Genomic DNA, 26,426 nt, shown 5'->3' on the forward strand with positions numbered 1-26,426 from the left:
ATGCAAGCTGCTAGGGGGCTTTCGCGACCTGCCGATAGAGTTCGCGAAGCCGCTGGGCGAACGCCGACAGCGTAAAATGCCGTTGATAGATTTGACGCGAGGCGGATTGCATCTCGCCCAAACGAGAACGGTTGGCGGCGATTTCGAGCAACGCTGAGGCGATTGGCTCCGGTTCCCGCGCTACGAGAAGCCCGTTAACACCGTCTTCCACGATGTCACGAACATTGCCGACATCGGTCGCAACGAGAACTGCGCCGGCACAGGCACCCTCTATCAAGCTGAGCGGCAAGGCCTCGGTGCGGGAGGGCAGGATCACCACATCTGCCTTGCGCATTTGATCGAGCATTTCGCTCGCTTCGATCCATCCCGTGAAAGTCATTTTCTGGTCGAGGCCCGCTTCATGGGCCATGTCTACGAAGTGCTGGACATCACCATTACCGGCGACTGTGCAGTGCCAGTTCTCGGTCGTCTGACGAAGGCGAGCGAGTGCCGGAATCAGGACGTGCATACCTTTGTTCTCGGTCAGCAGGCCGGAAAAAAGGATTTCCATCGAGCCGGTGTCTTGCTTGGGCAGCGGAAGATCGGCTGCGAAATCGGGAATTCCGTTGGGAACGATCACGATCCGTTGAGGCTGAACGCCGATGCGCTCGAAGGCGTCTGCATGGACTTTGCCGAGCGCGACGACGCAGTCGGCCTGATTGGCAATCGCGCTAAACAGCCGGCCTGGCACCGTGCGCGCAGCAACCTGATCCTCAATAAACTGGCCGTGGAAATGAACGATGGTTCGCGCGCCAAATCCCCTCGCGAGTTTCAGGATGGCATATTTGCGCGGTAAGCTTCCACCGGTGGCGTAGTTGATATGGACCACATGCGGACGGAAGCGGCTGAGTGTGAAGCCGATTTTTGCGAGGATGAGCGGAAATGTCGCAATCCAGCGGTTGCCTCGCGCATCGCCACGAGACTGCGCAAAGCGTAGATCAATCCCCGGCTCGTTTTGCTCGGCAATGAACTCGCGGAAATAGTGATAAAGCCGGTCGATGCCGCCCTTGCCCGAAGGACCGAAAGGCGTGATGCACAAAACGCGGACGGATGACATTTTCGGAGTTTCTTGCATTCGTCGCATACCGCGGCGCTGCGCATGGCGGAAACCAACATCCACCCTTACGCACCGTTTGGTTAGCCAACTGTTAACGCGGATTGCCTAGGGTAAATTGCACTGGCCACTATAGCGCAGCTTTCCATGATCCGTTCCGGTTACGCCGTTACCGAGCCGAGCGACAGCCGTGTTCTGCTGCGCATGCTTTATCTGTCGTTCCTTGCTTTTGTCCTGCTCAGGATTGGACTTAACGCGCTCATTCTCAACCAGTTCGTCAATTATACGACGCTTGAAGGCTCGACGATCGAGAAGATCCACCCCGCATTCTACGGGATCGGTCTGATTGCAGTTACGATTCTGTTCAACTATCGCATCGAGCTGAGCGCACAGGATGTGGGTATCCTTCGCGCGATTATCGTTTTTCTGGCTGGCATTTGCGGCTTGCTTCTCATGCTCTCGATGAGCGGCCAGAGCACGTCATCCGGCTATATCCTCGACACATATATCGTCGCGTGCATGGCTGTGTTCGTCATGATGACGCTGCCAAATCAGTGGCGATCGAACCTTGGCGAACTGATCCTGTTGTTTCTCATCCTGAGCGCAGCGGTCGGCATCGCCGAATTCGCCCTCAGGATGCGTTTGCTGCCTTATGCCGCTGGTGAGGATGTTTTCCGCCCGACCGGATTGTCTGATCATCCATTACAGCTCGGCCAATGGTGTGCTGTCGGCATCTGCTTCCTCAGCGTGGCGCGATGGAGGCCGTCGTTCAAGCTGATGGGTGTTGTCATTCTGTTTGTGGGTGCTCTCGCATCCGGAGCGCGAATTGCGAGTGTGGCCGCCTGTGTTTCATGTGCGCTATTTCTGATTCTCGAGCCCATGCCGGCACGATCGCGGGTCGATTCCATCCAGCGGAAAATGATGCTTGCGATCGCGGGGCTGATCGTACTGATCGCCGTCATCGGTATCATGTTTGCCGCTGGCGCTTTGAGCCGGTTCGAAGGAGGTTTCGTCGATCAAAGCTCTCTCGCGCGCGTCAGTATCTATGGCGTGTTCGACTATCTGAGCTGGAAGGAGTTCCTGTTCGGCGCCGATATTGCGCGGGTTCAGCGGATCGCGCTCGATATTTTTGGACTACCGTTCATCGAGAGCTCTTTCGTTGTCTTTACCGTCCAGTTTGGTTTGATAGGTGCGATTCTGTTCGCGCTGCTGCTGGCCAATCTTTTCCGGGCGCTTCTAAAAGGACGATCGGCGATCGTTATGCTGGCGACGGGGATGTTTTTCGCATTGGCGCTGACCAACAATGCGCTGTCGGTCAAATCGGCGGACATTCTGATCATCACATTATTGACGATGTGCGACCACACCGCACGGCTCCGCCGCTGGATTTCGTGATGCGAAGGTTTCTGCGCATACTGGCGATGATAATCGCTGCAATGACGGTGACCACGGCTTACGCCGTTGATGGTGCCAAGACATTCCAGCGAGGGATCGGTGTACACCGGCCGCTGAACTGGGCGTCTGTCTCGCCCCTGGACAGTTCCTTGTACACTTGGCCGCCGTTCGCGACCGCAGAACACTACGTTCCGGATGAATTGATCACAGCGGTTCAAGCATCCGGGTTTGATTTTGTCCGGCTGACGGTCGACCCCGGGCCGTTTCTCCAGATGACAGGAGAGCGGCGCGACGCGCTCGATACCATCCTGCGGGCAACGATCCAGCGATTCCGTGCGCAACGTTTGAGCGTGATCGTCAATTTTCACTCCAATTCTCAGGTTGCTCAATATCGCCCTGAAGCGATCTTCGTCGGTGCAGAAAGGCCGCTGTTTACGGCCTATGCGGCGGTGGTTTCACGCACCGCGCGACTGCTTGCAAACATGAATGACCCGAACGTGGCGCTGGAGCCTGTCAACGAGCCGCCTGCAGGTTACGATACGGCGACGGCGGGTCGCTGGCAGACGATGATGGAGGCATTGTACCGGGCTGCGCGACAGGAAGCTCCGCGCTTGACCCTAGTGGTCACCGGAGCTCAGGGAGGCAGTTGGAGAGGGCTGGGGCTTCTCGATCCCGCTCCGTTTCGCGACGAGAATGTTATTTACTCGTTTCACTATTACGAGCCGCATCTCTTCACGCACCAGGGTGTCGAGTCATCGGAGCCGCGCGAGCGGTTCTGGCGTGACATGCAGGCGCTCCCTTATCCGGCGATCAAGGGTGAGGAGAGTTCAGCCATCCGCGCGGTGCAAGACCGGATTGCCGCAGATCCGGCTTTCTCCGCTGCCGATAAAGCCAGGCAGTCGATCGCGGCAAAGGCCGCAATCGCTACATACTTTAGCGAGGGCTGGGACGCCAAGGTCATCGACGCCGCTTTCGATAGCGTCGCGGCATGGGCTACGCGCAACAATATTGACACCCGCCGTATCCTGCTCGGCGAGTTTGGCGCGACCCGTAATAGTACGGCTGGCGATCAGGCGCGGGCGACGTGGTTACTGGATGTGCGGTGCGCGGCTGAGCGCCGAACATTCCGTTGGTCGATCTGGGAGCTCAACGGATCCGGTGGAATGGCAATCGTTGATCGCGCCAATGAAAGCAGGCTGGATCGCACAACGCTGGACGCGCTCGGCCTCCTAAAGCCCGGCTGTCCCTCATGACCGAGACAACAAGCAAGCGCACAATAACAATATGCCTCAACCATGCGCGGTTGTGGCGGTGGCAACACGAACTGGTCATGCGTCTTGCACGTCATCCCGATATCGATCCAGTGGTGCGGCTGGTCGATGGCCCACCGCCGCCGCGCGCATTCACACTCCTTCTGATGTTGGAGAAGTTTGCCTTTCGTCTTCAAGCCGGAAATGCCTGCGACCTTCTCAATGAGAAGGCATTCGAGCCATATCTGGAAAGGCGCGACGCAATGAGCGGCGGTCTGGTCGTGGATTTGGCCGGGCAAACTGCGACTAGTGCTTTGCCGGATATAGCAGTTCTCTACGACGGAGCGGCATCGGATGACGCGGCCTTGCTGGCTGTGCTGGACGCGCGCAGCCCTGTATTGACGATTGTGGACCGAGAGGGGCGGGTCGTCATCTCGGGGCTGCCCGCCGTTGAAGACAGGACGGTGGCGACGCGGGCGCTAGATACGATCTTCTCGGCGCTGTTGCAGTTGTGTGTGAAGGCTATGACCGCACCGTTGATGCGCGATTCCCAACCGTCGCCGATACAGGCGAGGTCAAAAGCAATTCACTCAGGTCCGGTGTTGTCGTTTGGTGCAACGTCGCTTGCCGAAAAATTGAATGCGCGCATTGCGCGGCTCTGTCATCGCGCGCCGCGATGGTTTGTCGCGTGGCGGCAAATAAACGAAACGGAATCCAGGACGTCTCTGCCGGGCGCAAGCGCTTACCGTCGGCTGGCTGATGACGGCGGGCGCTATTATGCCGACCCATTTCTGTTCGTGTCTGACGGGCAGACGCATCTCTTTGTCGAGGAGTACGACCACGCATCAGGAAAGGGTTTGATCTCGACATCGTTGTTGGGAGCAGACGGTTTCGAGCGGCCGAGACCCGTTCTCGAGACGCAGTTTCATCTGTCGTATCCGCACGTTTTCACGCATTCCGGTGCAATATGGATGATACCGGAATCCCTGCAGTCGAGAACCGTCGATCTTTATCGCGCGGAACGGTTCCCAGACCGCTGGGTTCATGAAGCGATACTGCTTGAAAACGTCGAAGCCTCGGACGCGACAGTTTGCCAACATGATGGGTTGTGGTGGATGTTCGCGGCAACGCGAACCTGGCGGGGTTCAAACTGGGATACGCTCAGTGTGTTCTGGGCTCCCGATCTCGCCGGGCCATGGCAACCGCACGCCGGCAATCCGATCCTTGTGGACCATCGCTGCGCACGTCCCGCCGGCGACTTCTTTCACTACGACGGCTCGTTGTGGCGGCCCGCGCAGGATTGCTCGGAAGGCTATGGTACGGGCCTGGCGTTTTGCCGGATCGACACGCTGGACCGGAAGGTTGTCCGCCAGAGCGTGCACAGCACCGTGCGGCTGCGGGATGGAGCAGTGCAGCGGGGGCCGCACAGTGTGAACCGGACGAGTACAATCGAAGCCATCGATCTTTACGGTACTTCAGCCTGACGATTTCGAGGGCGACGGCGGTTATCAGCCCTGCGAAAGGCCCTTTCTTCAAGCAATATTAACCATAACCGGACCAAACTCCGCCCAAGCTCGGGGTGTTGGCTCGGGTGACCTTGTTGCGTTCAGGCAGTCCCATGCGTATGCGGTCAAGTCCGTCATTCTCGGTGCGCTCAGCAGGTGCTCGCGCATGGCAATGACAATCGACATGCGCGAGACGCCGGCCGCGGTCATCGATTTTCGTGGCCTCGCGACCGCCTTTGGCCGCCGCAAGAAACTCATCGCAGCAATCACCGCGACATGTGCGCTCTTGGCGCTGGTGATCGCTCTCTTCATGACCCCGCGATATGTTTCGCAGATCAAGATCTTGATCGATCCACGCGGGCTCCAGATTTTGCCGAACGATCTCAGCCCTGCCGCGGCGTCTGCCGACGCGACGTTCGCGGTGGTCGAGAGCCAGGTCCAGGTCATCACCTCGACGGAAGTGCTTGAGAAGGTTGTTATCAAGCTCAATCTGACCAGCGATCCCGAATTCGTCGCGAGTGACGGTGGGGATTCGGCTGGGTCATCCTCCGAGGTGGACGCGCGCACCCGAGCCGTGCTTCGCACATTGCGGAAGCGGATCGATGTTCGCCGGCCCGACCGTACATTTGTCCTCGACGTTTCGGTTTGGACGTCATCCTCTCCCGAAAAATCGAAACAGATAGCCGACGCAATTGCTCAGGCCTATCTCGAAGTGCAAGTGCAAATGCAAACCGAGGCTGCAAGCCGGACGGCGAAGGCCCTCGAATCCCGCTTGAGCACGTTGCGCCAGAACCTGACGAACGCTGAGAAGCAGGTCGAAACCTATCGCATTCAGAACAACCTCGTTGGCGGAGAAGGGAACCTTCTGAGCGAGCGCGAGCTGACAGATCTGACCAACCAACTTTCCGCCCAGAGAATACGCGGCGCCGAACTGCTGGCGCGGATGGATATTCTTCGCAAACGCAATGCGAACAACCCGCCGATCGATACCATCGCGGAAGCGCTGCAATCGCAGACCATGTTCGATTTACGTGCGCGTTACGCGGAGGCCAAAAAGGCCGAAACCGATAGCGCCGTATCGCTTGGTCCGTTGCACCCGGCCGTTATTACGGCCCGAGCGCAGGTTAAGCAGATTCGCGAGCTGATCGACGCCGAGCTTGCGAGAATCCAGCGCAGTCTCGAAACGGAGTATCAACGGACCAAATCGGTCGAAGGCGAGCTCAACCGGCAGATTATCGCTGCGCGGCAGGTTTCAGCATTGGGACAGCCGCCTGTTCAGAAATTGAAGGATCTGGAGAACGACGTCGCGGCACAGCGGGTCGTCTATGAAACGCTGCAGCGGCGTGCCAAGGAAGTTCGCGAAGAAGGGATGCTGGATCGGACAAATTCCCGCGTCATTTCCCCGGCGGCCATTCAACCCGCGCAGTATGTCGTGCCACGAACTCTGGTGGTGGCAGGCGGCCTCGTCATCGGATTGCTTGCGGGAATTTTTGCGGCGGCTTTCCTCAATCAGTTTGACGGCGTCAGGCGTGACGACAAGGATCTGCCCGAGCGCAGCGAGATATTCAATCTCGCGACCGTTTCGCGTAAGGCGGTCTTGGCCGCGAGCCGCGCTGATCCGAAGGCGAAAGCCCTTCATGTTGATGGGCTTGGCGATCTGCCAGGTATCCTTGCCCAGGCCTTGGAGAAGTCGCCCGGTGCGATTCTGATCGTCGGAGCCAATGGTCCGGCTGCAAGTTGCGCATTCACACTTGCGCTGGCCAAACAGTTCGCCCGGCGCGGCATGCGTGCCTTAACTGTGGATGCGACGGAGACGAAACAAATTTCGAAGCAGCTTGGCCTCGAAGGCAGGCCGGGCTTCTTCGACGCGATGCGAAGCCCGGTTACCTTGGATGAGCTCGAAGTCGAGGTCGGCGAGCTTCGCGTTCTTCCGTCTGGCGCGCGCAGCAAGTCTGAACCTTCACCTCAAACTGCACTGTCGACGCAGAATGGCTGCGCACTTGCCTACAACGGCACCACCCTGATCGACGGGGGAGCCATCGACGGTCAGGACTTCGCGTCCCTGCTTTCCGTGGTTGGAATCATCCTGGTCGTGGTCGATGCAGACAGAACTCAATATGGCAAGGTTCTGAACGCTCTGCGGACAATGAATCCTTATCAGACGCGTCTGGTCGCAACGGTGCTGCAAACGTAATCACGATCAGGCGACCACAAGCGGCCAATCCGACAAAATCGTAAAGTTCGACGTCGCATCGCTCTGACGCAACAACGCCAGCCGGTCGACCGATACCGACTGCAAGTTCAGCGCCGCAAAGCGCTTCTGAAGGATACTCAGCACGACCGTGCGCTGCTCGGACGGCAGAGAGCCCGTCAGCGTCATGTGAAAACGGAAGTCTTCGAACACGTACGGATAGCCCCAGCGATCCAGATGCATGACCTGTCCGTCCGTCAGCGCGGATATGTTACGCCGTTCTCGGTCCTCGGGTGTCAGCGGTGCACGGAAATCGTCAAACGCAGTGACGCATTCGGCCGCAAGCTGTTGGAGATCGGGACAATGATCGCGCGGCACGACCGCGATGAAACTCCCGATAGCGCGAACGACGGGTGCAATCCGGGGGATCGCGCGCGGCGCGCGGGCAAATTCCTGCAGGGCTCCGGCAAGTTCATCTTCAGTCTTGCCGGATCTGAGGTTTATTGGAGCTTTCAGCGTGGCGTGAAAGCCGTATTTGCGCGGATCGACGGTAAGCTTCCTCCAGCCTTTGATTTCCGTTTCGATGCCATCGGCAAAGGGCAGCGGCTTGCCCGAGTACGCATCGTACCCAAGCAGGTCCGCGCCGAAGCGATAAAGCGCATTCTGCGCCGATGGCACAAAGTAGATGGCGTAACGGGGGTGTTGCGGCATGCGGTCCTGAGTAGCCGCTCGCTCAGGCCGGTTCAACCCTGCGTAAGGCGGGTGCTGCCGACAAAAGCCGCTGTGGTTCGGTCAAATGAACCATATCGCCACCGGCAATCGCCGCGACGACGCGAGGCCTGAGCGGCTCCTGCGCATCGACAAGAATGATGTCGGCTCGCTTTCCGGTCGCGATCTGGCCGCGATCACGCAGGCCTGTGGCCGCCGCGGGAGCACTGGAGATCAGCGCCCAGGCTTGTGGCAGAGGCAGGATGTTGTCTGCGGCCAACAGGAACGCCGCGAGCAGTGGTGCAGGGTAGTAATAGTCAGAAGCCAGAATCGAACACAGGCCTTTGCTCACCATATCGGCCGCGCTGGTCCAGCCGGTATGGCTGCCCCCGCGCACGACGTTCGGCGCTCCGAACACGGTGAAGTCGCCGGCCTCGATCGCTGCGCGTGCGGTTTCCTCATTGATCGGGAACTCGGCGATGTCGATTCCCATGGTCCGGAAACCAGCGCGCTGATCCGGCGATTCATCGTCATGAGACAGCAACGGGATGCCGTGGTCGCGGGCAATGGAGGCAAGCCGTGCAATCGAATCCGGCACATCGCTGGCTCGGGCCATGACCCGCTCGACCAGTGTGTCGAATTCACCTTCAGTGAGACCTGATCGTTCCACCATACGAGCGCGCTTCTTCGGGTTATTCATCGACGCGGCTGTCATATGCATGTGATCGTTGAAGGCGAGGAGATCGACACGTCCAGCGGCCATCCACTCGGCAATGGTTGGCTCGGCATCGAGATTGAACGTCTCCTGCCGCAGATGAAAGCGGGTATCGGCCGCGAGCCGGGGCCGCATGCCTTCGATGGCATCGAGTAGCCGGTGCGCGTTTTCGGTTCCGCGCAGGCCGGGTTCCCAGGACCATGTGGTGGCATGGAAGACAGTGGTGACGCCGTTGGCAATCGCCTGGCGGTCGCTGTCGACAAGTGCGACATCGATCGGGAAGTCGACGCCGGGACGCGGCATCATCTGGCGCTCGAACGCGTCACCATGCATGTCGACAATGCCGGGAAGAGCGATAAGGCCATTACTATTGAGGCGCAGGGAAGCTGCGCCGCTGCGGGACCTTATCTCAGCGATCATTCCGCCCACAACGTGAATGGATGCATCGACAAGATCGTTTCCAACAAGCGCTTCGCCGCCTTCAATCAGGATGTCCGTCATGTGCCAACTGCTTTCAAAACCAGATCCGGGGATGCGTTATGGCGGTATTTCTCGACGAAGGCTTCGACCGGCAAATTCCTGAAATCAGGTAATGCGGCCCGCAGGCGCTCGTGGTCCCAATCCCACCATGCCAGCGTCATCAGCTCATCTGCGATTCGCTCCGGAAAACGCCGCCGGATCGGCCTGGCGGGATTTCCGCCGACAATCGTATAGGCCGGGACGTCCTTCGTGACGACAGCACCGGCTGCGACCACCGCACCGGTGCCGATGTTGCGGCCCGGAAGCACAATGGCGCCGTGTCCAATCCAGACGTCATGACCGAATGTCACTTGGTGACTGCGCCGCCAGGCGAAGAACTCGGATTCATCTGCCTCGCCGGGAAAGTAGGCGCTCGCGCGATAAGAGAAGTGCGCTTGCGACGCGCGATGCATCGGATGATTGCCGGGATTGATTCGCGTCATCGCAGCGATCGAGCAGAACTTCCCGATGGTGGCGTAGGCGATCTGACTGTCATTCACGACGTAGGAATAATCGCCGAGCTTGACCTCGTGCAGGACGGTGCGCGCGCCAATTTCGCAATAAACCCCGGCGCTGCTGTCACGCAGGTTCGCGGTCGGATCGATAAGCGGTTGTGCTGATAGAATCTTGCCGGCCATGAATGTCTGTTCTCGAGGTGGTTTTTCCCGGTGAATGCCGATGCATTGGACGAGAGGTCAACATCTCTTCATGCCGTTTCATGACGACATCGTGAAGTTTGGATGACAAAGGCTTTTCGTCACAGCATACGCGATTTCGGGGGAGGGCAACCGCCGCAGGCGGATGTGTCACACAACTGTAGGAAACCCACGCTAGCGAGGAATGAACTTACTGAGACGGAGTTGGCACATGCTTGAGGTAGACGGATTAACGTGCCGGTTTGGCGCGAAGACGGCCGTCGACAATGCCTCTTTCTCGGTTCAGCCGGGATGCTTCGTCGGCGTGATTGGCCGTTCGGGCGCGGGAAAATCGACGCTGCTGCGAATGATCAATCGGCTGGAGAAGCCGACCGGTGGACGAATTGTGTTCGAAGGCGTGGACGTGACCGCCTTGCAGGGTCGTGATCTGCGCCGCTGGCGCGCGCGATCGGCGATGATCTTCCAGCAATTCAATCTCGTCGGGCGGCTCGATGTCCTGACCAATGTCCTGATGGGGCGTCTTGCGGGCGTGCCCCAGTGGCGATCGTTGATTCAGCTCTGGCCGCAGGACGACAAGGCCATTGCGATTTCCGCTCTTGAGCAATTCGACATGATGCCGATGGCTGCACAGCGCGCCGATCAGCTTTCCGGCGGCCAACAGCAGCGCGTGGCGATTGCCCGGGCGCTGGTTCAGCAGCCCGACATTATTTTAGCGGACGAGCCGATTGCGTCGCTCGATCCGCGTAACACCCGGATCGTGATGGATGCGCTGCTGCGGATCAACAAGCATTTCGGCATCACGGTGATCTGCAATCTTCACTCGCTCGATCTGGCGCGGACATACTGCGACCGCCTGATCGGCATGTCCGCCGGGCGTATCGTGTTCGACGGAGTGCCTGCTGCACTCACCGACACGATCGCGCGCGAACTCTACGATCTCGAGGCTGGCGAAGTGATGGACGAAACCCCGGGCTTTGTGCCCGGGAATCTCGCTCCAGCTTTCGGAACTGCCGCGGTTGCATAAGCGTGCCGATGTCGTGAAGCAGTCTTTGGATTGCGTCATGCTTTGACCCATCGAATTCGACCTGAACCCTGCGATAACCGACCATACAGAGGACACCATGATCAATCGCCGTCTCGTCATTGCGGGTGCTGCTGCGCTCGCCTTCAGCGCCACCGCTGCGTCAGCCCAGGACTGGAAGACCAAGTATCCCGAACTTACTTTCGCAGTTGTTCCTGCTGAGAACGCGTCCGGCGTCACCGAGCGCTGGGCGCCTTTCATTTCCTACCTGAGCAAGGAACTTGGCGTGAAGGTGAACCTTCGCATCGCCAATGACTACGCCGCGGTGATCGAAGGACAGCGCACCGGAACCATCCATGTTGCCAGCTACGGCTCGGCGTCGTTCGCCCGCGCTCGTCTGACGGGTGTGCATACCGATGCGTTCGCACATGACCGCAACATCGACGGCACTACCGGCTACTATTCGATGTTCTTCGTGCTGGCGAAGAGCCCTTACAAGAGCATCGACGATCTCAAGGGCAAGAACCTCGGTCTGGTCGATCCGAATTCGACCTCCGGCAACAATGTTCCGCGCTTCGAGCTAAACAAGATGCAGATCACCGACGCCGAATCATATTTCGGCAAGGTGGTTTTCACCGGTAGCCACGAAAATGCGCTGCTGGCACTCTCGCAGGGGACGGTTGACGTCGCTGCCAATCAGTGGACCGCCGATAACGACTCGACCCTTGCCCAGATGCTGACCAAGGGCATGCTGAAGAATGCCGACGGTTCGGCGATGAAGAAGGAAGACTTCCGCATCGTTCACAAGTCAGCCCCGATCCTCAATGGCCCATACGCGGTTTTGACCGACATGCCTGCCGATCTGAAGGCGAGCATCGAGAAGGCTTTCTTTGAGGCTCCTGCCAAGGACAAGGCAGCCTTCGACAGGCTTTCCGACGGACAGAAGAAAGACTTCGCCCCGGCCACCACCAAGGATTGGGACGGCATGATCGAACTGATCAAGTTCGTCGACAGTCTTCGCAAGAAGAAGGCATCCTGACTGACGGAGGGCCGGACAGATGTGCCTGTTCGGCCCTTCCTCTTTCCTGCATAGAACAGTTTCATTTTGACAATCAGCCTTTCCAGCTATCCGCCCCAGCAGATCGCGGCGCTCGAATCCGCCTACAACGCGGCTATCTCTCGCAAACGACTGCGCTTTGCGGCAGGGCTCGTCGTATTCATCGTGTTGCTGATCGTCGCGGGCTTTGGCGCTGAGGTCGCGCCGAAGACTTTCGTCGAAAAGATCGGAAATTTTGTCGGTTACTTCGACCGCATCCTGAATCTTGACACGGGCAAGCGCGTCTGGACCGATCCCGCCGAATGGTTTTGGGGCTGGCAAAAATGGCTCAAGCTGCTCGCGGAAACGCTGCTGCTGAGCTATGTCGGCACCACGATGGGCGCATTAGGTGCATTTGGCCTCAACTTCTTCGCTGCCGCCAATCTGTCGCCGCATCCCGCGTTGCGGTTTGTTGTGCGCAGGTCTCTGGAGTTCTGCCGCACAGTTCCCAGCATCGTGTTTGCGCTGATCTTTGTGATTGCTTTTGGTCTAGGTCCGATGGCCGGCGTACTGGCCATCGCGATTCACTCGATAGGCGCGCTGGGCAAGCTCTATTCGGAGCAGGCCGAGAATATCGACATGAAGCCGCTCGAAGGTGTCCGCTCCACCGGCGCAAGCTGGATGTCCGCCGTCCGCTTTGCCGTGCTTCCGCAAGTTATGCCGGGTTTCGCGAGCTACACCTTGCTGCGGTTCGAGATCAATGTGCGAGAAGCGTCGGTGATGGGTTTTGTCGGGGCAGGCGGCATCGGCCAGGAACTGGTCGTGGCGGTGCGCAAGTTCTTCTACTCCGATGTCAGCGCAATTCTGCTGATGATCATCGTCACCGTGTTTGTCATCGATATCTGCACCGGCTGGCTGCGCGGGCGGCTGTTCGGATCGGAGCAGCGCATATGACGCCGGCAACACGGGATCCAAAGGAACTTGCAATTCAGTATCCGGACCTTTTCCGGGGATCGCACACGTCACGCATTAAGGCACTCGCTGTCGGGTTGGCCGCGATCGCGCTGTTTATCTTCGGCTGCTGGTATCTTGAATTCTCGATCGATCGCCTGGTGACCGGATTTAGGCAACTCGGCTGGTTCATCACGCTGATGATCCCACCGGACCCCGGCACGTCGTTTCCGACCTATCTCGTCGCGATGGGGGAAACGCTGTCGATCGCGTTTCTCGGCACGTTGCTGGCGGCAGTGCTGGCGCTGCCGGTCAGCCTGCTGGCGGCACGGAACATCATTCCGTCAGTTTTCCTGCGCTTTCCGGTGCGCCGCTTTCTGGATTCGATCCGGGGCGTCGATACGCTGATCTGGGCGCTGGTGTGGATCAATGTCGTGGGACTTGGACCGTTTGCCGGCGTGCTGGCGATTGCGACCTCGGATTTCGGTGCGTTCGGCAAGCTTTTCTCCGAAGCTATCGAAGGAGCCGACCGCAAGCAGGTCGAGGGTATCCGCGCGGCGGGCGGCAGCAAACTACAGGAAATTCGCTTCGGTTTGATGCCGCAGGTGCTTCCCGTGCTGGCCGGGCAAATTCTCTACTTCATTGAATCCAACACGCGCTCGGCCACCATCATCGGTATTGTCGGCGCCGGGGGCATCGGATTGCAACTGGCCGAACAAATCCGTGTGCTGGAATGGCAGAAAGTCTCGACCCTGATCCTGATGATTCTGGCTGCGGTCGCTGTGATCGATTTGATCTCAAGCCGCCTGCGCTTTGCGATCATCGGTCGCGCCGGTGAAGCGCCGCACTGACTTTCAAGCCTACTTGTTCTCGATGACGAACTGGACGCGCTCCGCCGCGAAGCGAGCGCGAGTGGTGAGCAGGGGCGTCCCAGTCGGCTCCGCATCCAGGCTGTCGGCGACCAGAACAGGGCGGCCAAGGGCGAGATCAAGCCGCGTCGCATCGGCGGCATCCGCGATAGAAGCGGAGACATTGGTCCATTCGCGGCGATAATCACGCACGCCAAAATGCGCGAGCAGCTTGGTCATTGACCGGGTCTTCTCATAGACCCGCCCGCCATCGGTAAAGCGGCTTGCGTCGAGCCAGGTGGTGCCAAGACAGATTGGAACACGGTTCGCCATGCGCAACGCATCGATCCGCAGCAGCGGCGCATCCGTCTTGAGCCCCAGCCGTTTGGCAAGCTCGCGTGTCGCGGGTTCGACTGACGCACTCAGCAATTGACCGCTGGCCTCAAGACCGCCAGCGCCAACGATCTCGGAAAAACGTGTTCGCGAGCGCAGCGGGTAGGCGATACGCGGAGCCTCGACATAGGTGCCGCTGCCACGCTCCGCGCGGACGAGCCCGCGCTCGGCCAGCGCCGCCAGCGCGCGCCGCACCGTGTGACGGTTGACACGGTGGATTTCCGCAATTTCCAGTTCACCGGGAAGGCGTGTATCGCGGGCATAGGTTCCGTCGGCGATGGCCTGCTCGATGGAATCCGCGACACGGCGCCAGAGTGCGACACCGGTCGCTGGCTCTCCTGACAAACTCATGGATGCAACGACATGTTTGGGCGGCCAATTCCAGACGCTGTGAAAATCATGGCGACGTCACCAGTTTGTCATGGCACCGCGTTACGAAGTTGTCTACTAACATAGACAACTTGGAATCGGCAAGCTGGACATGACCCAACCGCACGCCACACCGGAAGCCTGTCGCCGTAACGCGATGTCCGTGCTTGCGCATACCCCGACGGAGCGGATTTCGGCCTGCCTCGAAGCGCTCGATGTTCCGTCTCACGAAACAGCCCGGCAGCCCGAGAACGGGCTTGTCATGGTTCGGGGCCGGATCGGCGGTGACGGCGCGCCTTTCAATCTCGGCGAGGCCAGCGTTTCACGCGCAGCGGTGCGGCTAGCCTCCGGTGAACTTGGCTTCGGCTATGTGCTGGGGCGGGATGGTGAGAAGGCGAGGCTGATCGCCTTGTGCGATGCGCTGATCCAGAACAGCGGTTTCAAGGCTGATGTCGAACAAAAGGTCATTGCTCCGTTGCGTCGCGAGCTTGAAGACGCGCGATTGCGGCAAGCGGCGGAGACTGCGGCGACCCGCGTCGATTTCTACACGCTGGTCAGGGGTGAGGGCTGATGACACTCAATGCCAGCCTTGGCTCCAGTGGTGGCTTTGTCGATCCAGTACAGTCATCGCAATCCGTGTTCCGCAGCGTGATGAACGCGCTGGCGCGCCCCGGCTCGGTCCAAACCGTCGCAGAGGGAGTTCATGCACCGTCGCCTATGATGACCGCCACTGCCGCCGTTTCGCTGGCCCTGTTCGACCACGACACGCCAATCTGGATTGACGACCGCTTTTCAGCCGAACCCGCGATTGATACATGGCTGCGGTTTCAGACAGGTGCCCCGTTGACAAGCGATGCATCCCGCGCCGCCTTCGCCCTGATACATGATGGCGCGGCGTTGCCCGACTTCGAGGGTTTTGCGCCTGGGACGCCGGAATATCCGGATCGATCGACCACGCTGGTGATTCAGGTTGGCACGCTGACGGAAGGACCGGCTCAGACCTTGAGCGGTCCCGGTATTCGCGGCACCTCGACATTGCGCGCGGGCGGGCTGCCTTCCGATTTTGCCGAGCGCATGCAGGCCAACCACGCGCTGTTTCCCCGTGGTGTTGACCTGCTGTTGGTGTGCGGGGCTGAGCTGGTGGCGTTGCCGCGCAATACGCTCATCACTGCGAGAGGGGCCTGATCCATGTACGTTGCTGTCAAAGGCGGCGAACGCGCCATAGAGAATGCACACCGGCTGCTCGCGCATGAGCGTCGTGGCGATCCGCAAGTTCCCGATCTTTCACTGTCACAGATTTCCGGGCAGCTCTCGCTGGCCGTGGATCGTGTCATGACCGAAGGTTCGCTTTACGATCGCGAACTTGCAGCGCTGGCAATCAAACAGGCGCGGGGCGACATGATAGAGGCGATCTTCCTGCTACGCGCATTCCGGGCGACACTCCCCCGTTTTGGCGCGACCGAACCGCTCGACACTGCAAATATGCAGGTGCGCCGCCGCATCTCGTCGACATTCAAGGATGTGCCCGGCGGGCAGATTCTGGGGCCGACATTCGATTACACCCATCGATTACTTGATCCCTCGCTTACGGAAGGTGTGGCGATCCCGGAACCGGCACAGGGCGTCATTGACGACGTTCCGATGCCGCGCGTGACCGATATTCTCGGTGCAGATGGCCTGATCGAGCCGTCTCCGGAAGCAGACGCCGTTCAGCCAGTCGGCGATCTCACGCGGGAGCCGCTGAGCTTTCCGGCGGATCGCGATCTGCGGCTGCAAAATCTTGCGCGGGGCGATGAAGGTTTTCTGCTGGCGCTGGGCTATTCGACCCAGCGTGGCTTTGGCCGGACGCATCCATTCGCAGGCGAGATTCGCTTTGGCGAGGTCGAGGTCGAGTTTGTTGCGGAAGATGCCGGCTTCGCGGTGCCGCTCGGGTCCATCACGCTGACGGAGTGCCAGATGGTCAACCAGTTCAAGGGCTCGGCGGAGCAGCCGCCGTGCTTCACGCGTGGCTATGGCCTGGCCTTCGGGCAGAGCGAACGCAAGACCATGTCGATGGCGCTGGTCGATCGTTCGTTGCGTTCACGCGAGTTGGGTGAAGAGGTGCGCTCGCCTGCGCAGGACGAGGAATTCGTGATGTCACATTCCGATAATGTGCAAGCGACAGGCTTCGTCGAGCACCTGAAACTTCCTCACTACGTGGACTTCCAGTCCGAACTCGGCCTGCTGCGGAAACTGCGCAAGGAATTCGAGGCTGCCAAGGACAGCGACGTTTCGCTGGCGGAGGCCGCCGAATGAATGCGCCCGTCTATAACTTCGCGTACCTCGATGAGCAGACCAAGCGGATGATCCGCCGCGCGATCCTCAAAGCAATCGCCATTCCAGGCTATCAGGTGCCGTTCGCCAGCCGCGAAATGCCGATGCCGTACGGCTGGGGCACCGGCGGTGTGCAGGTGACGGCGGCGATCCTCGGCCGCAAGGATACCCTGAAGGTGATCGACCAGGGTTCGGACGACACCACGAATGCGATCTCCATTCGCAAATTCTTCGAGAAGACAGCGAACGTGAGAACCACCACGGTCACATCGGATGCGACGGTGATTCAAACCCGGCATCGCATCCCGGAAACAGCGTTGAACGATAATCAAGTGCTGGTCTATCAGGTGCCAATTCCGGAGCCGCTGCGGTTTCTTGAACCGCGCGAGACGGAGACGAGGCGCATGCACGCGCTTGGGGAGTACGGCTTGATGCACGTCAAGCTGTACGAGGACATCGCGAGCCACGGCCACATCGCAACGACCTATGCCTATCCGGTGAAGGTCAACGAGCGATACGTGATGGATCCGTCCCCGACGCCGAAGTTCGACAATCCAAAAATGGATGACTGTGAGGCTTTGCAACTGTTTGGTGCCGGACGTGAGAAGCGCATCTATGCGATTCCGCCGCATACCAAGGTCACATCGCTCGATTTCGAGGATCATCCGTTCGAAACCTACCGCTTCGACGCGCCTTGCGCATTGTGCGGATCGAAGACGTCCTATCTCGATGAAGTTGTGGTTGACGATCGGGGCGGCCGGATGTTCGTGTGTTCCGATACGGACTATTGCGAAACGCGCCGCGCGGACGGCCATCAGGGCGCCGGTTTCGGCGCCGACCATCAGGTGACATGATGCGTGACGACGATCAGCCGCTCCTTATCTGCGAAGGCTTGAGCAAGTCCTACGGCCGGCACCTCGCCTGCAAGGACGTCTCGTTTCAGCTTTATCCAGGCGAGGTGCTGGCGATCGTCGGAGAGTCCGGCTCGGGTAAATCGACGCTGCTGCAAATGTTGTCAACGCAGCTTCACCCGAGCAGAGGCCGTGTAGCGTACCGTATGCGAGATGGCGTTACGCGCGACCTTGCAACCCTAGGGGAGGCGGAGCGGCGGTTTCTGTTCCGCACCGACTGGGGCTACGTGCATCAGGATCCGGCGATGGGTCTGCGCATGGCGGTATCGGCGGGCGCGAATGTCGGCGAGCGGCTGATGGCGGTCGGCTGGGGGCATTACGGTAAAATTCGTGAAACATCGTCGTCATGGTTGCAGCGTGTCGAGATTTCGACCGATCGGATCGATGATGCGCCGAAGACCTATTCCGGCGGCATGCGGCAGCGGCTTCAGATTGCCCGCAACCTCGTTACCGAACCGCGTCTTGTCTTCATGGATGAGCCGACTGGAGGGCTCGATGTTTCCGTTCAGGCGCGGCTGCTCGATCTTGTGCGCGGACTGGTCAACGAACTCGGGCTTGCGGTCGTGATTGTAACGCATGATCTCGCGGTGGCCCGGCTGTTGTCGCATCGAGTCATGGTGATGAAGGGCGGCGAGGTGATCGAGACAGGCCTGACGGATCAGGTGCTTGACGATCCGCACGAGCCTTACACGCAGCTCCTTGTTTCCTCGATCCTGCCTGCATGAGCGGCCCATGTCTCCGATGATCGAAATCTCGAATGCGAGCAAGACGTTTACGATGCATCTGCAGAACGGCGTCCGGCTGCCGATCATGTCGGGCGTCTCGATGCGGGTCAATGCGGGAGAGTGCGTGGTCCTGTCCGGCCCGTCAGGCGCGGGTAAGTCGTCCATCCTGAAAATGATTTTCGGCAACTATCGCTGCGATGAAGGGCATATCTTGGTGCGCCACAACGAAGCGATGATCGATATTGCCACAGCGCAGCCTCGGGATATTCTCCGCGTTCGCCGCCAGACCATCGGCTATGTCAGCCAGTTCTTGCGTGCCGTACCGCGTGTTGCCACGCTTGATGTTGTCGCGGAGCCACTTATCGCGAACGGCATCGCGCGCGACGATGCTCGTTCGCAGGCCGGCACATTGTTGAGTCGTCTCAACATCCCGGAGCGGCTTTGGACATTGCCGCCATCGACTTTTTCCGGGGGCGAACAGCAGCGAGTTAACATCGCCCGTGGCTTCATATCCGACATGCCGATCTTGCTGCTCGATGAGCCGACCGCCTCACTCGATGGCGTCAACCGAAAGATTGTCGTGGATCTGGTTGCTGAGAAGAAAATGCGCGGCGTGGCGATGGTAGCCATCGTTCACGACGACGAGGTTCGTCATCTGATTGCCGATCGTGTCATTGACGTCATGTCATTCGCGGCGGCAGCATAAGAGGAAAAGAATGGTCTCCGAACGGAACGAAAGCATCTTTAGCAACGCACGCGTGGTCCTGAGGGACCGCGTCATCGAACGGGGCTGGGTTGCAGTCGCTCGAGGCGCGATCGCCGAGGTTGGCGAGGGTGACGCACCCGAGCGCGGCGAGGATATGGAAGGCGATCTTGTGATGCCGGGGCTGATCGAACTGCATACCGATCACCTGGAAGCTCACTATGTGCCGCGGCCCAAGGTGTTCTGGGACCCGGTGGCGGCAGTGGTGTCTTATGACGGGCAACTCGCCACCAGCGGCATCACCACGGTTCTGGATTCCTTGCGCGTCTGGCGTGAGGAAGGTGCGGAGGATGTCGATGGTCAGGCAGGCATCCTAGCGGAAGCTATTTCATCGGCACGCGATGCAAAGTTGCTGCGCGCGGAGCATTTCCTGCATCTGCGCTGTGAAATTCCGATGCCGAGCGTCGTCGAGGAAGCGGAGGAACTGGTCGGCCGGCCGGATATACGGCTGATGTCGCTGATGGATCACACGCCGGGTCAGCGCCAGTTTCGCGACGAAGGCAAGCTGCGTGATTATTATCGCGGCAAGAGCGGCGGTCTGACGGACGCAGAACTTGATGTGATGTTCGAGCGCCGTTTTGCCTACCAAAAGACTTATGGTGAAACAAACATGCGCGCGATCGTGGCGCTTGCGCACAGCTACAATATCCCGCTTGCCAGTCATGACGACACCACCGAGGAGAATGTTGCCGATGCAATCCGCGACTGCGTCTCCGTCGCCGAATTCCCGACCACGATGGAAGCGGCGCGGGGGCTTCACCAGGCAGGCATCGCCGTTCTGATGGGTGCGCCGAATGTCGTGCGTGGCGGTTCGCACTCCGGCAATATTGCTGCTGTCGATCTCGCCCGCGAGGGGTTGCTCGACATCATGTCGTCTGACTATATCCCGTCGAGTCTTCTCATGGCGGCGATGCAGTTGCCCCAGCATGTGCCGGCGATTGATCTGGCAGCAGCGGTGCGAACCGTCACTAAAACCGCCGCGGAAGCTGTTGGCCTCTCTGACCGGGGTGAAATCGTTGCCGGCAAACGCGCGGATCTGATCCGCGTGCATCTTGCACAAGATCTGCCGGTGGTGCGCAGCGTTTGGCGTGAAGGACATCGTGTAGCATGACCGATATCGCGACACTGTCCGTGCCAAGCACGGATTTGATCGGGCCGGGCCGGTTGGTTCTGGTTGTTGGCCCAAGCGGAGCGGGCAAGGATACGCTGATTGGGCTTGCACAGGCAGCCTGTGCCGGCGACATCAAGGTCGTCTTCCCGCAGCGGATTGTCACCCGAGAGGCCTCGTCGTTCGAAAACAACGAGGCCGTCAGCCCGATGCAATTCGGACAGATGCTTGCGCACGGCGACTTTGCCTTTCAGTGGGAGGCGCATGGCTTGCGCTATGGCGTGCCGCGCTCGATCGTCGATGACATCCGGACCGGACATGCCGTTGTCGTGAACGCGTCTCGCACCATCGTCGAGTTTGCGCGCAGATCATATGCCAACGTGACGGTGGTCTCGGTGACGGCTCCGCCGGAAGTCCTTGCGCAACGTCTTGCTGCAAGGGCGCGCTCCAGCGATGGTCAACTGGATGAGAGGCTTCGCAGGGCCGTTATTGCGGCAGTACCCGATGTCGTCATCGAGAACATCGGCCGCGCGGAGGACCACGCGGCCGAGCTTTTACAAGTGATAGGGCGCCACTAATAGTCATCGGCGGCGGTCGGACGCCGCCGCCATTCGCGCGCAGCACTTGATCGTTGACCCGCCTCCGTCGGGACCTGCAGGGAGCGACATAACGCCGACTCGGAATTCGCGGATCGGATACCGAAGAACACCGCCGCTCAAATCTGAACCGGCGGCACGCGCTATCAACAAGCTATGGAATTATCCGCTATGCCATGGTGCCGGCATAACGCGGCAACTCTGCGGATTTGTCCGGTTTAAGCACGCCCATCACGGCGCGTGCGTGTCCGAGGCTGATAACCGCGATGTCGCGGGTGGGCTGGCCGGCGCGCGGCTGCGCTTTCTCGACCAACAACATGCCGCCTTCTTCATAAATTTTGACAGTGCCTACGCCAGTCCACAGCGTTTCGCGGGCATCATAAAAATCTTCAACGCTCTCCGTTGTGAATGCGATCTGGTCGACCGCGAGTTTGTAACCCAGGCGTTCAAATCGGCTGACGATATCTGCATCGGACATTTTGATGCGTGTGCGGGGCAGGCTCAACTTGGGTTTCCTCCCTTAACGGTCAACGCAGGAGAGTTCCGTTGCTCGGTCCGAACGGTGCATCGACCTGTGTGCTTGCGTAAAGAATCGCGCCGTTCACGGCGTCTTTGTTGGCTCTAGGTTCAAGCTGACAGGTATCCAAGTAAAGCCCATTGTTTGGAAAATTATCCGGCGTCCTGCGTATCGGAACGGAAATTGGTGCGTCGCACACTATCGGGGGTGCGGTCACAAACTTGTGCCGGAGGCTCCGAAAAATGGATGACACCACCCCGAAAGTCCGTGTTAGCTTCAGAGTCGGCGGTGGCGCAAAGTCCCGTCTGGAATGGGAAGGAGACCAAGAAAATGGCCTGGAAGACTCCAAAGATCGTCGAAGTGCCAGTTGGTATGGAAATCAATATGTACGCCTGCGCGGCGCGGAAGTAAGCCGCGTATCGTTAATAGTTCAGCAGCTGAGCTGTCCGGTTTGCGTCAGGAATTCTTCCCATCGGGAGCATTCCTGCGCGACGCCGGGTTTGTTGCGTCTGTGACACCGAGTTCCGTGACATGAGATTTCGTCGCGATAAAGTTCGGTCACATTGATCGAGCGCGGAGTTTATTTATGCGCGTCGTCGTTCTTGGGGCTGCGGCGGGCGGCGGTGTTCCTCAATGGAATTGTAATTGCGAGGTCTGCCGCGCGGCCCGCGGCTCGCAGCCTGAACTGCAGGCGACCCAGGCCTCGATTGCAGTAAGCGCTGACGGCGAGCACTGGTTTTTGATAAACGCCTCGCCTGACCTGCGCCAGCAGGTGATCGCGACGCCACAGCTTCATCCCAAGACGGGCCATCTCCGCCATAGCCCGATTGCCGGCATTATCCTGACCAACGGCGAGGTCGATGCTGTTGCCGGGCTTTTGTCGCTCCGTGAGGGCTGGCCATTCACGATCTATGCCCATCAGCGCGTGCTTTCCGTTCTCAAGTCGAACAGTATTTTCAACGTGCTCGACGAGAAGCGGGTGCGGCGCCAGCCGATTGAGTTTGATACGGCGTTCGAACCCGTGCTTCCGGACGGGTCACCGTCGGGGCTCGAAATCCTGCCGTTTGCCGTGCCCGGTAAGCGCGCCTGGTATCTCGAAAGCGCGCCACAACCTGAGAGCGACGAGCCCGGCGATACGCTCGGGTTGCGGATCATCGATAAGAGAAGTGGACAGTATCTTTATTTTCTCGCGGCCTGCGCAGCGCTCACTCCCGATCTCCGGCAGCGGCTTCAGGGCGCTCCTTTAATCTTTTTCGACGGTACACTCTGGCGCGACGATGAATTGATCGCCGCCGGGCTGGCGGTAAAAACCGGCCAGCGCATGGGGCATATGGCGATGTCGGGTGAGGACGGCGCCATTGCGGCGCTTGCGGACCTCGGCATCGCGCGCAAGATATTTCTGCATATCAACAATTCGAATCCAGTTCTGTTTCCGGACTCCGCAGAGCGAAAAGCCGCCGAGAGTTCAGGATGGCAGATTCCCTCGGACGGAATGGAGATCACCATTTGATCGCAACGAGTGTGTTCGCATTGAAGGCAGGCACGCCGCTCGCATCGGCGGATGATCTTGAAGCCGCGCTGCGGCAGATCGGGGCGACCCGGTATCACAACCTGCATCCGTTTCACCGGCTGCTGCATGGCGGCAAGCTGAACAAGGGGCAGGTGCAGGCCTGGGCGCTTAATCGCTACTATTATCAAAGTTCCATTCCCATCAAGGACGCGGTGGTGATCTCGCGTTTCCGCGATCGCGACATCCGGCTCGAGTGGCGGCACCGCATCGAAGATCACGACGGATATGTTGGCACCGAAGGTGGCATCGAGCGCTGGCTGAAGTTGACCGAGGGACTCGGGCTGGACAGTGCCTATGTGGAATCCGCGGAGGGTATTCTCCCGGCGACGCGCTTCGCAGTCGATGCCTACGTTCATTTCGTCCGCGACAAGACTCCGCTGGAGGCGATCGCATCCTCGCTGACCGAGTTGTTCGCGCCGAATCTGCATGAGGAGCGAATTTCGGGAATGCTCGCGCATTACGATTTCATTAATCCGAACATCATGAGTTATTTCAAGCGGCGGATGGAACAGGCGCCGCGAGACGCGAACTTCGCTCTCGATTTCGTCAAGCGCCATGCGGCGACGCCGCAGGAACGGGAAGCGGTCTGCAATGCGCTGATCTTCAAGACCAACGTGCTGTGGGTCCAGCTTGATGCGCTCTATCACGCGTACGTCGATGGCCACGTGCCTCCGGGCGCTTTTGTGCCGGAGCAGGCCTGATGGCATTGCGGAGCCGCCGGATCGACATAACTGAAGGGAGCCGGCCCGTGCTGGCCCGGCACGCCAAGCTCAAGTTCGACGAAGCCCGGCGAGTCTGGGTCATTCTGGTGCCGGAGCGGGTGCTCGCGCCGGACGAGATTGCCGTGGAAATCCTGCAACTCTGCGACGGTGTTCGAACTGTCGATCAGATCATCGATGTCCTCGCTGCCAAGTATGCCGCCGATCGTGGTATGATCGGCGCGGACGTCATTGCCATGCTGCGGGACCTCGCCGAGAAGGGGTTTCTTGCGGAGGCACAGGATAGGAAATCATGAGCCCGACGCTCGCCGATGCTTCCCCTGTTGACGCCGATCCGACGGATGGATTGGCGGTGCTGGAACAGCGTAAATCGCACGCAGAAACGTTCGGCATCCCCCTGGCTGTTCTGGCGGAACTGACACATCGCTGTCCTCTGCAGTGTCCGTATTGCTCAAATCCGGTGGAGTTGGAGCGAGGGAGCGCGGAACTGTCCACCGAAGAGTGGAAGCGCGTGCTGAGTGAACTCGCGGCAATCGGCGTGCTTCAGATCCATTTTTCCGGCGGTGAGCCCACCGCGCGGAAGGATCTGGTCGAACTCGTTCAGCATGCGACCGATGTTGGCCTGTATACCAATCTGATCACCTCCGCTGTCTTGTTGACGAAGGACAGGCTGGCTGCTTTGGCCGAGGCCGGGCTGTGCCACGTGCAGATCAGTTTCCAGGGCAGCGAGCGGGGCACCGCCGACCGCGTCGCAGGATTGAGGGACGCGCACGCGAAGAAGATCGAGGTTGCGGGGTGGACGCGCGAACTTGGCCTGCCGTTGACGGTCAACGCTGTGATGCATCGCCAAAACCTGTTTCAGCTTGCCGACATTATCCAGATGGCCGTCGATCTCGATGCCGATCGGCTGGAAGTCGCCAACGTGCAGTATTACGGCTGGGCGCTGAAGAACCGCGCTGCATTGATGCCGACGGTGCAACAGATCGAGGAAACCTCCCGCATCGTCGAGGAAGCCGAGGTGCGGCTGAAGGGTATCCTCGCCATCGACTACGTCGTCCCGGATTACTACGCACTGCGTCCAAAAAAATGCATGGGGGGCTGGGGGCGACAGTTCTTCAATATCTCGCCGTCGGGCAAGATATTGCCATGTCATGCCGCGGAAACGATCACCGGCCTCGCGTTTGAATCAGTGCGTGATCACTCTATCGCCTGGATCTGGCAGAATTCGGAAGCATTCAATCGCTATCGCGGCACCGGCTGGATGCCGGAGCCTTGTCAGAGTTGCGAGTACAAGGAGATCGATTATGGCGGTTGCCGCTGTCAGGCATTTGCGCTGACCGGCAATGCCGGCAACACCGATCCGGCCTGTGCGTTGTCGCCTGCTCACGAGCGGATATTCAAGACAGCTATGACGGAGGCGGCCGGAGACAGCCGCCGGTTCATCTATCGGAACTTTGCAGGCGGCACATTCGAGGCTGATCCACATGGGGCCTGACGCCGCTGACACCGCCTCGTCCAAAAAGGCTGACAGGTTTGCGCCGCTGACCGTGCAGCATCTTCCGGTGGGCGGGGGCCACGAGCTTTATGTGGAGACAGTTGGCCGCGCCGACGGCATCCCCGTGGTCTATCTGCACGGCGGCCCCGGTAGCGGTTGCCAGCCCGACCATCGCCGGTTGTTCGATCCGCTTCGCTTTCATGCGGTGCTGTTCGACCAGCGCGGGGCGGGCAGGAGCCGCCTGAAGGGATCGCGCAAAGACAACACGCTGCCGCATTTGATTGCCGACATGGAAATCATCCGCGCGAGGCTGGGCTTTGAGCGGTGGCTGGTTGTCGGCGGGTCGTGGGGCGCGACATTGGCTCTCGCCTATGCGCAGGCGCATCCGTCGCGCGTCAGCGGCATCGTGCTGCGCGCGACCTTTCTAGGCACCCGCGATGAGCTGGAATGGACATTCATCGGCGGCTTGCGGCGCTTCTATCCTGACCTGAACGATGATTTTCTCAGCCTGCTGCCGCCAGACGAGCGCGACCAGCCGCTCGACGCCTATTGGCGGCGCATTCTCGATCCCGATCCAGCCATCCATGGACCCGCGTCCCGCGCGTGGCACGACACCGAGCGTATTCTGTCGGAACACAAGCCTTCGAAAACACGGCTGGACTTTGCTGCGGTAGCGAATGACGCCCGCGGTCTTCCGTCGTCGCCGTTTATGGAAGCGCATTACTTTCAGAACAACTGCTTCATGAACCCTGGACACCTTTTGGAAAATGCCGGACGCCTGAAGGGCATTCCGGGAATTGTCGTGCAAGGCCGCTACGACCTCCTGTGCCCGCCATCAACAGCCCACGCGCTGCTCAAGGCATGGCCCGGTGCAAAGCTGAGAACGGTCGAGACTGCCGGGCATTCGCTTTACGACCCCGGTGTGAAAGACGCTGTCGTTGCAGCCATCGAAGAGCTGTCGCGCATCTAGCGCGATGCAAAAGTGCTTTTTCCAATTGCAAAGCGAACAGAAAATATCCGACACTGCGACCAAAGGCTCACGCGTACCGCTCCATAGTC

28 protein-coding genes and 1 pseudogene are annotated in these 26,426 nt (G+C 59.6%); 23 read left to right on the top strand and 6 right to left on the bottom strand.

All coding sequences use genetic code 11. The features are described from left to right. Positions 1 to 10: 10 nt before the first annotated feature. Entirely contained in the window at positions 11 to 1,159 is a 1,149-nt protein-coding gene (locus ACP7AL_RS22855; RefSeq protein ID WP_425994572.1) for a glycosyltransferase family 4 protein, read from the bottom strand. Between the two features lie 81 nt (positions 1,160 to 1,240). On the opposite strand from ACP7AL_RS22855, the gene ACP7AL_RS22860 reads away from it, so the two are divergent. From ACP7AL_RS22860 to ACP7AL_RS22880, 5 genes and pseudogenes are all read left to right on the top strand, one after another. Next, positions 1,241 to 2,488, top strand: coding sequence for a VpsF family polysaccharide biosynthesis protein (locus ACP7AL_RS22860; RefSeq protein ID WP_425994574.1), 1,248 nt, complete (start codon positions 1,241 to 1,243; stop codon positions 2,486 to 2,488). Then, positions 2,488 to 3,741, top strand: a complete 1,254-nt coding sequence (locus ACP7AL_RS22865; protein WP_425994576.1) for a glycoside hydrolase family 5 protein — start codon at positions 2,488 to 2,490, stop codon at positions 3,739 to 3,741. Before ACP7AL_RS22860 ends, ACP7AL_RS22865 begins: the two co-directional genes overlap by 1 nt. Further along, positions 3,738 to 5,222: a glucosamine inositolphosphorylceramide transferase family protein gene (locus ACP7AL_RS22870; RefSeq protein WP_425994578.1), complete on the top strand. Its 1,485-nt coding sequence runs from the start codon at positions 3,738 to 3,740 to the stop codon at positions 5,220 to 5,222. Before ACP7AL_RS22865 ends, ACP7AL_RS22870 begins: the two co-directional genes overlap by 4 nt. Before the next feature lie 205 nt (positions 5,223 to 5,427). Further along, positions 5,428 to 5,670, top strand: a pseudogene (locus ACP7AL_RS22875) (Wzz/FepE/Etk N-terminal domain-containing protein); the annotation flags it as partial. 147 nt (positions 5,671 to 5,817) lie between these two features. Next, the gene (locus ACP7AL_RS22880; RefSeq protein WP_425994790.1) at positions 5,818 to 7,437 is read left to right on the top strand and encodes a GumC family protein; all 1,620 of its coding nucleotides are present in this window, start codon (positions 5,818 to 5,820) and stop codon (positions 7,435 to 7,437) included. Between the two features lie 6 nt (positions 7,438 to 7,443). Here the strand turns inward: ACP7AL_RS22880 and ACP7AL_RS22885 are convergent, their stop codons facing one another. The 3 genes from ACP7AL_RS22885 to ACP7AL_RS22895 are packed head-to-tail and all read right to left on the bottom strand — an operon-like array spanning position 7,444 to position 10,014. Continuing rightward, the gene (locus ACP7AL_RS22885) at positions 7,444 to 8,145 is read right to left on the bottom strand and encodes a DUF1045 domain-containing protein (RefSeq protein WP_425994580.1); all 702 of its coding nucleotides are present in this window, start codon (positions 8,143 to 8,145) and stop codon (positions 7,444 to 7,446) included. 22 nt (positions 8,146 to 8,167) lie between these two features. Beyond that, positions 8,168 to 9,358 carry an alpha-D-ribose 1-methylphosphonate 5-triphosphate diphosphatase gene (locus ACP7AL_RS22890; RefSeq protein ID WP_425994582.1) on the bottom strand — a complete coding sequence of 397 codons (1,191 nt, stop codon included), beginning with the start codon at positions 9,356 to 9,358 and terminating at the stop codon, positions 8,168 to 8,170. Beyond that, positions 9,355 to 10,014 carry a chloramphenicol acetyltransferase gene (locus ACP7AL_RS22895; protein ID WP_425994584.1) on the bottom strand — a complete coding sequence of 220 codons (660 nt, stop codon included), beginning with the start codon at positions 10,012 to 10,014 and terminating at the stop codon, positions 9,355 to 9,357. Before ACP7AL_RS22895 ends, ACP7AL_RS22890 begins: the two co-directional genes overlap by 4 nt. Before the next feature lie 229 nt (positions 10,015 to 10,243). On the opposite strand from ACP7AL_RS22895, the gene phnC reads away from it, so the two are divergent. From phnC to phnE (ACP7AL_RS22915), 4 genes are all read left to right on the top strand, one after another. Then, positions 10,244 to 11,056 (top strand): phosphonate ABC transporter ATP-binding protein, encoded by an 813-nt coding sequence (phnC, locus tag ACP7AL_RS22900; RefSeq protein WP_425994586.1) that lies wholly within the window; start codon positions 10,244 to 10,246, stop codon positions 11,054 to 11,056. 97 nt (positions 11,057 to 11,153) lie between these two features. Continuing rightward, positions 11,154 to 12,092 (top strand): phosphonate ABC transporter substrate-binding protein, encoded by a 939-nt coding sequence (gene phnD / locus ACP7AL_RS22905; protein ID WP_425994588.1) that lies wholly within the window; start codon positions 11,154 to 11,156, stop codon positions 12,090 to 12,092. Between the two features lie 66 nt (positions 12,093 to 12,158). Then, the gene (gene phnE, locus ACP7AL_RS22910) at positions 12,159 to 13,043 is read left to right on the top strand and encodes a phosphonate ABC transporter, permease protein PhnE (RefSeq protein WP_425994590.1); all 885 of its coding nucleotides are present in this window, start codon (positions 12,159 to 12,161) and stop codon (positions 13,041 to 13,043) included. Then, a complete protein-coding gene (gene phnE, locus ACP7AL_RS22915) occupies positions 13,040 to 13,891 on the top strand; it encodes a phosphonate ABC transporter, permease protein PhnE (protein WP_425994592.1) in 852 nt (283 codons plus the stop codon). The genes phnE (ACP7AL_RS22910) and phnE (ACP7AL_RS22915) overlap by 4 nt, the downstream gene beginning before the upstream one ends. A gap of 9 nt (positions 13,892 to 13,900) precedes the next feature. Here the strand turns inward: phnE (ACP7AL_RS22915) and phnF are convergent, their stop codons facing one another. Beyond that, complete coding sequence (gene phnF / locus ACP7AL_RS22920; protein ID WP_425994594.1) at positions 13,901 to 14,632, bottom strand: phosphonate metabolism transcriptional regulator PhnF; 732 nt, start codon at positions 14,630 to 14,632, stop codon at positions 13,901 to 13,903. 130 nt (positions 14,633 to 14,762) lie between these two features. Here phnF and phnG point away from each other — a divergent pair, with 130 nt between their 5' ends. Genes phnG through phnN form a run of 8 tightly spaced genes read left to right on the top strand, consistent with a single transcriptional unit; the run spans position 14,763 to position 21,048 of the window. After that, on the top strand, positions 14,763 to 15,221 hold the full coding sequence (gene phnG / locus ACP7AL_RS22925; protein ID WP_425994596.1) for a phosphonate C-P lyase system protein PhnG: 459 nt from the start codon (positions 14,763 to 14,765) through the stop codon (positions 15,219 to 15,221). Then, a complete protein-coding gene (gene phnH, locus ACP7AL_RS22930; protein ID WP_425994598.1) occupies positions 15,221 to 15,835 on the top strand; it encodes a phosphonate C-P lyase system protein PhnH in 615 nt (204 codons plus the stop codon). Before phnG ends, phnH begins: the two co-directional genes overlap by 1 nt. A 3-nt stretch (positions 15,836 to 15,838) precedes the next feature. After that, a complete protein-coding gene (locus ACP7AL_RS22935; protein WP_425994600.1) occupies positions 15,839 to 16,945 on the top strand; it encodes a carbon-phosphorus lyase complex subunit PhnI in 1,107 nt (368 codons plus the stop codon). Beyond that, on the top strand, positions 16,942 to 17,817 hold the full coding sequence (locus ACP7AL_RS22940) for an alpha-D-ribose 1-methylphosphonate 5-phosphate C-P-lyase PhnJ (RefSeq protein WP_425994602.1): 876 nt from the start codon (positions 16,942 to 16,944) through the stop codon (positions 17,815 to 17,817). The genes ACP7AL_RS22935 and ACP7AL_RS22940 overlap by 4 nt, the downstream gene beginning before the upstream one ends. Further along, the gene (gene phnK / locus ACP7AL_RS22945; protein ID WP_425994604.1) at positions 17,817 to 18,599 is read left to right on the top strand and encodes a phosphonate C-P lyase system protein PhnK; all 783 of its coding nucleotides are present in this window, start codon (positions 17,817 to 17,819) and stop codon (positions 18,597 to 18,599) included. The genes ACP7AL_RS22940 and phnK overlap by 1 nt, the downstream gene beginning before the upstream one ends. Positions 18,600 to 18,606: 7 nt before the next feature. After that, positions 18,607 to 19,305, top strand: a complete 699-nt coding sequence (gene phnL / locus ACP7AL_RS22950) for a phosphonate C-P lyase system protein PhnL (RefSeq protein WP_425994606.1) — start codon at positions 18,607 to 18,609, stop codon at positions 19,303 to 19,305. A gap of 10 nt (positions 19,306 to 19,315) precedes the next feature. After that, complete coding sequence (locus ACP7AL_RS22955; protein WP_425994608.1) at positions 19,316 to 20,473, top strand: alpha-D-ribose 1-methylphosphonate 5-triphosphate diphosphatase; 1,158 nt, start codon at positions 19,316 to 19,318, stop codon at positions 20,471 to 20,473. Further along, positions 20,470 to 21,048, top strand: coding sequence for a phosphonate metabolism protein/1,5-bisphosphokinase (PRPP-forming) PhnN (phnN, locus tag ACP7AL_RS22960; RefSeq protein ID WP_425994610.1), 579 nt, complete (start codon positions 20,470 to 20,472; stop codon positions 21,046 to 21,048). The genes ACP7AL_RS22955 and phnN overlap by 4 nt, the downstream gene beginning before the upstream one ends. 187 nt (positions 21,049 to 21,235) lie before the next feature. Here phnN and ACP7AL_RS22965 read toward each other — a convergent pair whose 3' ends face one another. Beyond that, entirely contained in the window at positions 21,236 to 21,571 is a 336-nt protein-coding gene (locus ACP7AL_RS22965) for a hypothetical protein (RefSeq protein ID WP_425994612.1), read from the bottom strand. Positions 21,572 to 21,913: 342 nt separating this feature from the next. Between ACP7AL_RS22965 and pqqA the strand changes: the two genes are divergently transcribed. The 6 genes from pqqA (at position 21,914) to pip (ending at position 26,337) form a co-directional block, all read left to right on the top strand. After that, complete coding sequence (gene pqqA / locus ACP7AL_RS22970; protein WP_009031067.1) at positions 21,914 to 21,994, top strand: pyrroloquinoline quinone precursor peptide PqqA; 81 nt, start codon at positions 21,914 to 21,916, stop codon at positions 21,992 to 21,994. 175 nt (positions 21,995 to 22,169) lie between these two features. After that, positions 22,170 to 23,093, top strand: coding sequence for a pyrroloquinoline quinone biosynthesis protein PqqB (gene pqqB, locus ACP7AL_RS22975; protein ID WP_425994614.1), 924 nt, complete (start codon positions 22,170 to 22,172; stop codon positions 23,091 to 23,093). Next, positions 23,090 to 23,854, top strand: coding sequence for a pyrroloquinoline-quinone synthase PqqC (gene pqqC / locus ACP7AL_RS22980; RefSeq protein WP_425994616.1), 765 nt, complete (start codon positions 23,090 to 23,092; stop codon positions 23,852 to 23,854). The genes pqqB and pqqC overlap by 4 nt, the downstream gene beginning before the upstream one ends. Continuing rightward, positions 23,854 to 24,168, top strand: a complete 315-nt coding sequence (gene pqqD / locus ACP7AL_RS22985) for a pyrroloquinoline quinone biosynthesis peptide chaperone PqqD (RefSeq protein WP_425994618.1) — start codon at positions 23,854 to 23,856, stop codon at positions 24,166 to 24,168. The genes pqqC and pqqD overlap by 1 nt, the downstream gene beginning before the upstream one ends. Then, positions 24,165 to 25,367: a pyrroloquinoline quinone biosynthesis protein PqqE gene (gene pqqE / locus ACP7AL_RS22990; RefSeq protein WP_425994620.1), complete on the top strand. Its 1,203-nt coding sequence runs from the start codon at positions 24,165 to 24,167 to the stop codon at positions 25,365 to 25,367. The genes pqqD and pqqE overlap by 4 nt, the downstream gene beginning before the upstream one ends. Then, positions 25,357 to 26,337 (top strand): prolyl aminopeptidase, encoded by a 981-nt coding sequence (pip, locus tag ACP7AL_RS22995; RefSeq protein WP_425994622.1) that lies wholly within the window; start codon positions 25,357 to 25,359, stop codon positions 26,335 to 26,337. Before pqqE ends, pip begins: the two co-directional genes overlap by 11 nt. Positions 26,338 to 26,426: the final 89 nt, after the last annotated feature.

The sequence above is a fragment of the Afipia sp. DC4300-2b1 genome, from assembly GCF_049895725.1.
Lineage (GTDB): Bacteria > Pseudomonadota > Alphaproteobacteria > Rhizobiales > Xanthobacteraceae > Afipia > Afipia broomeae.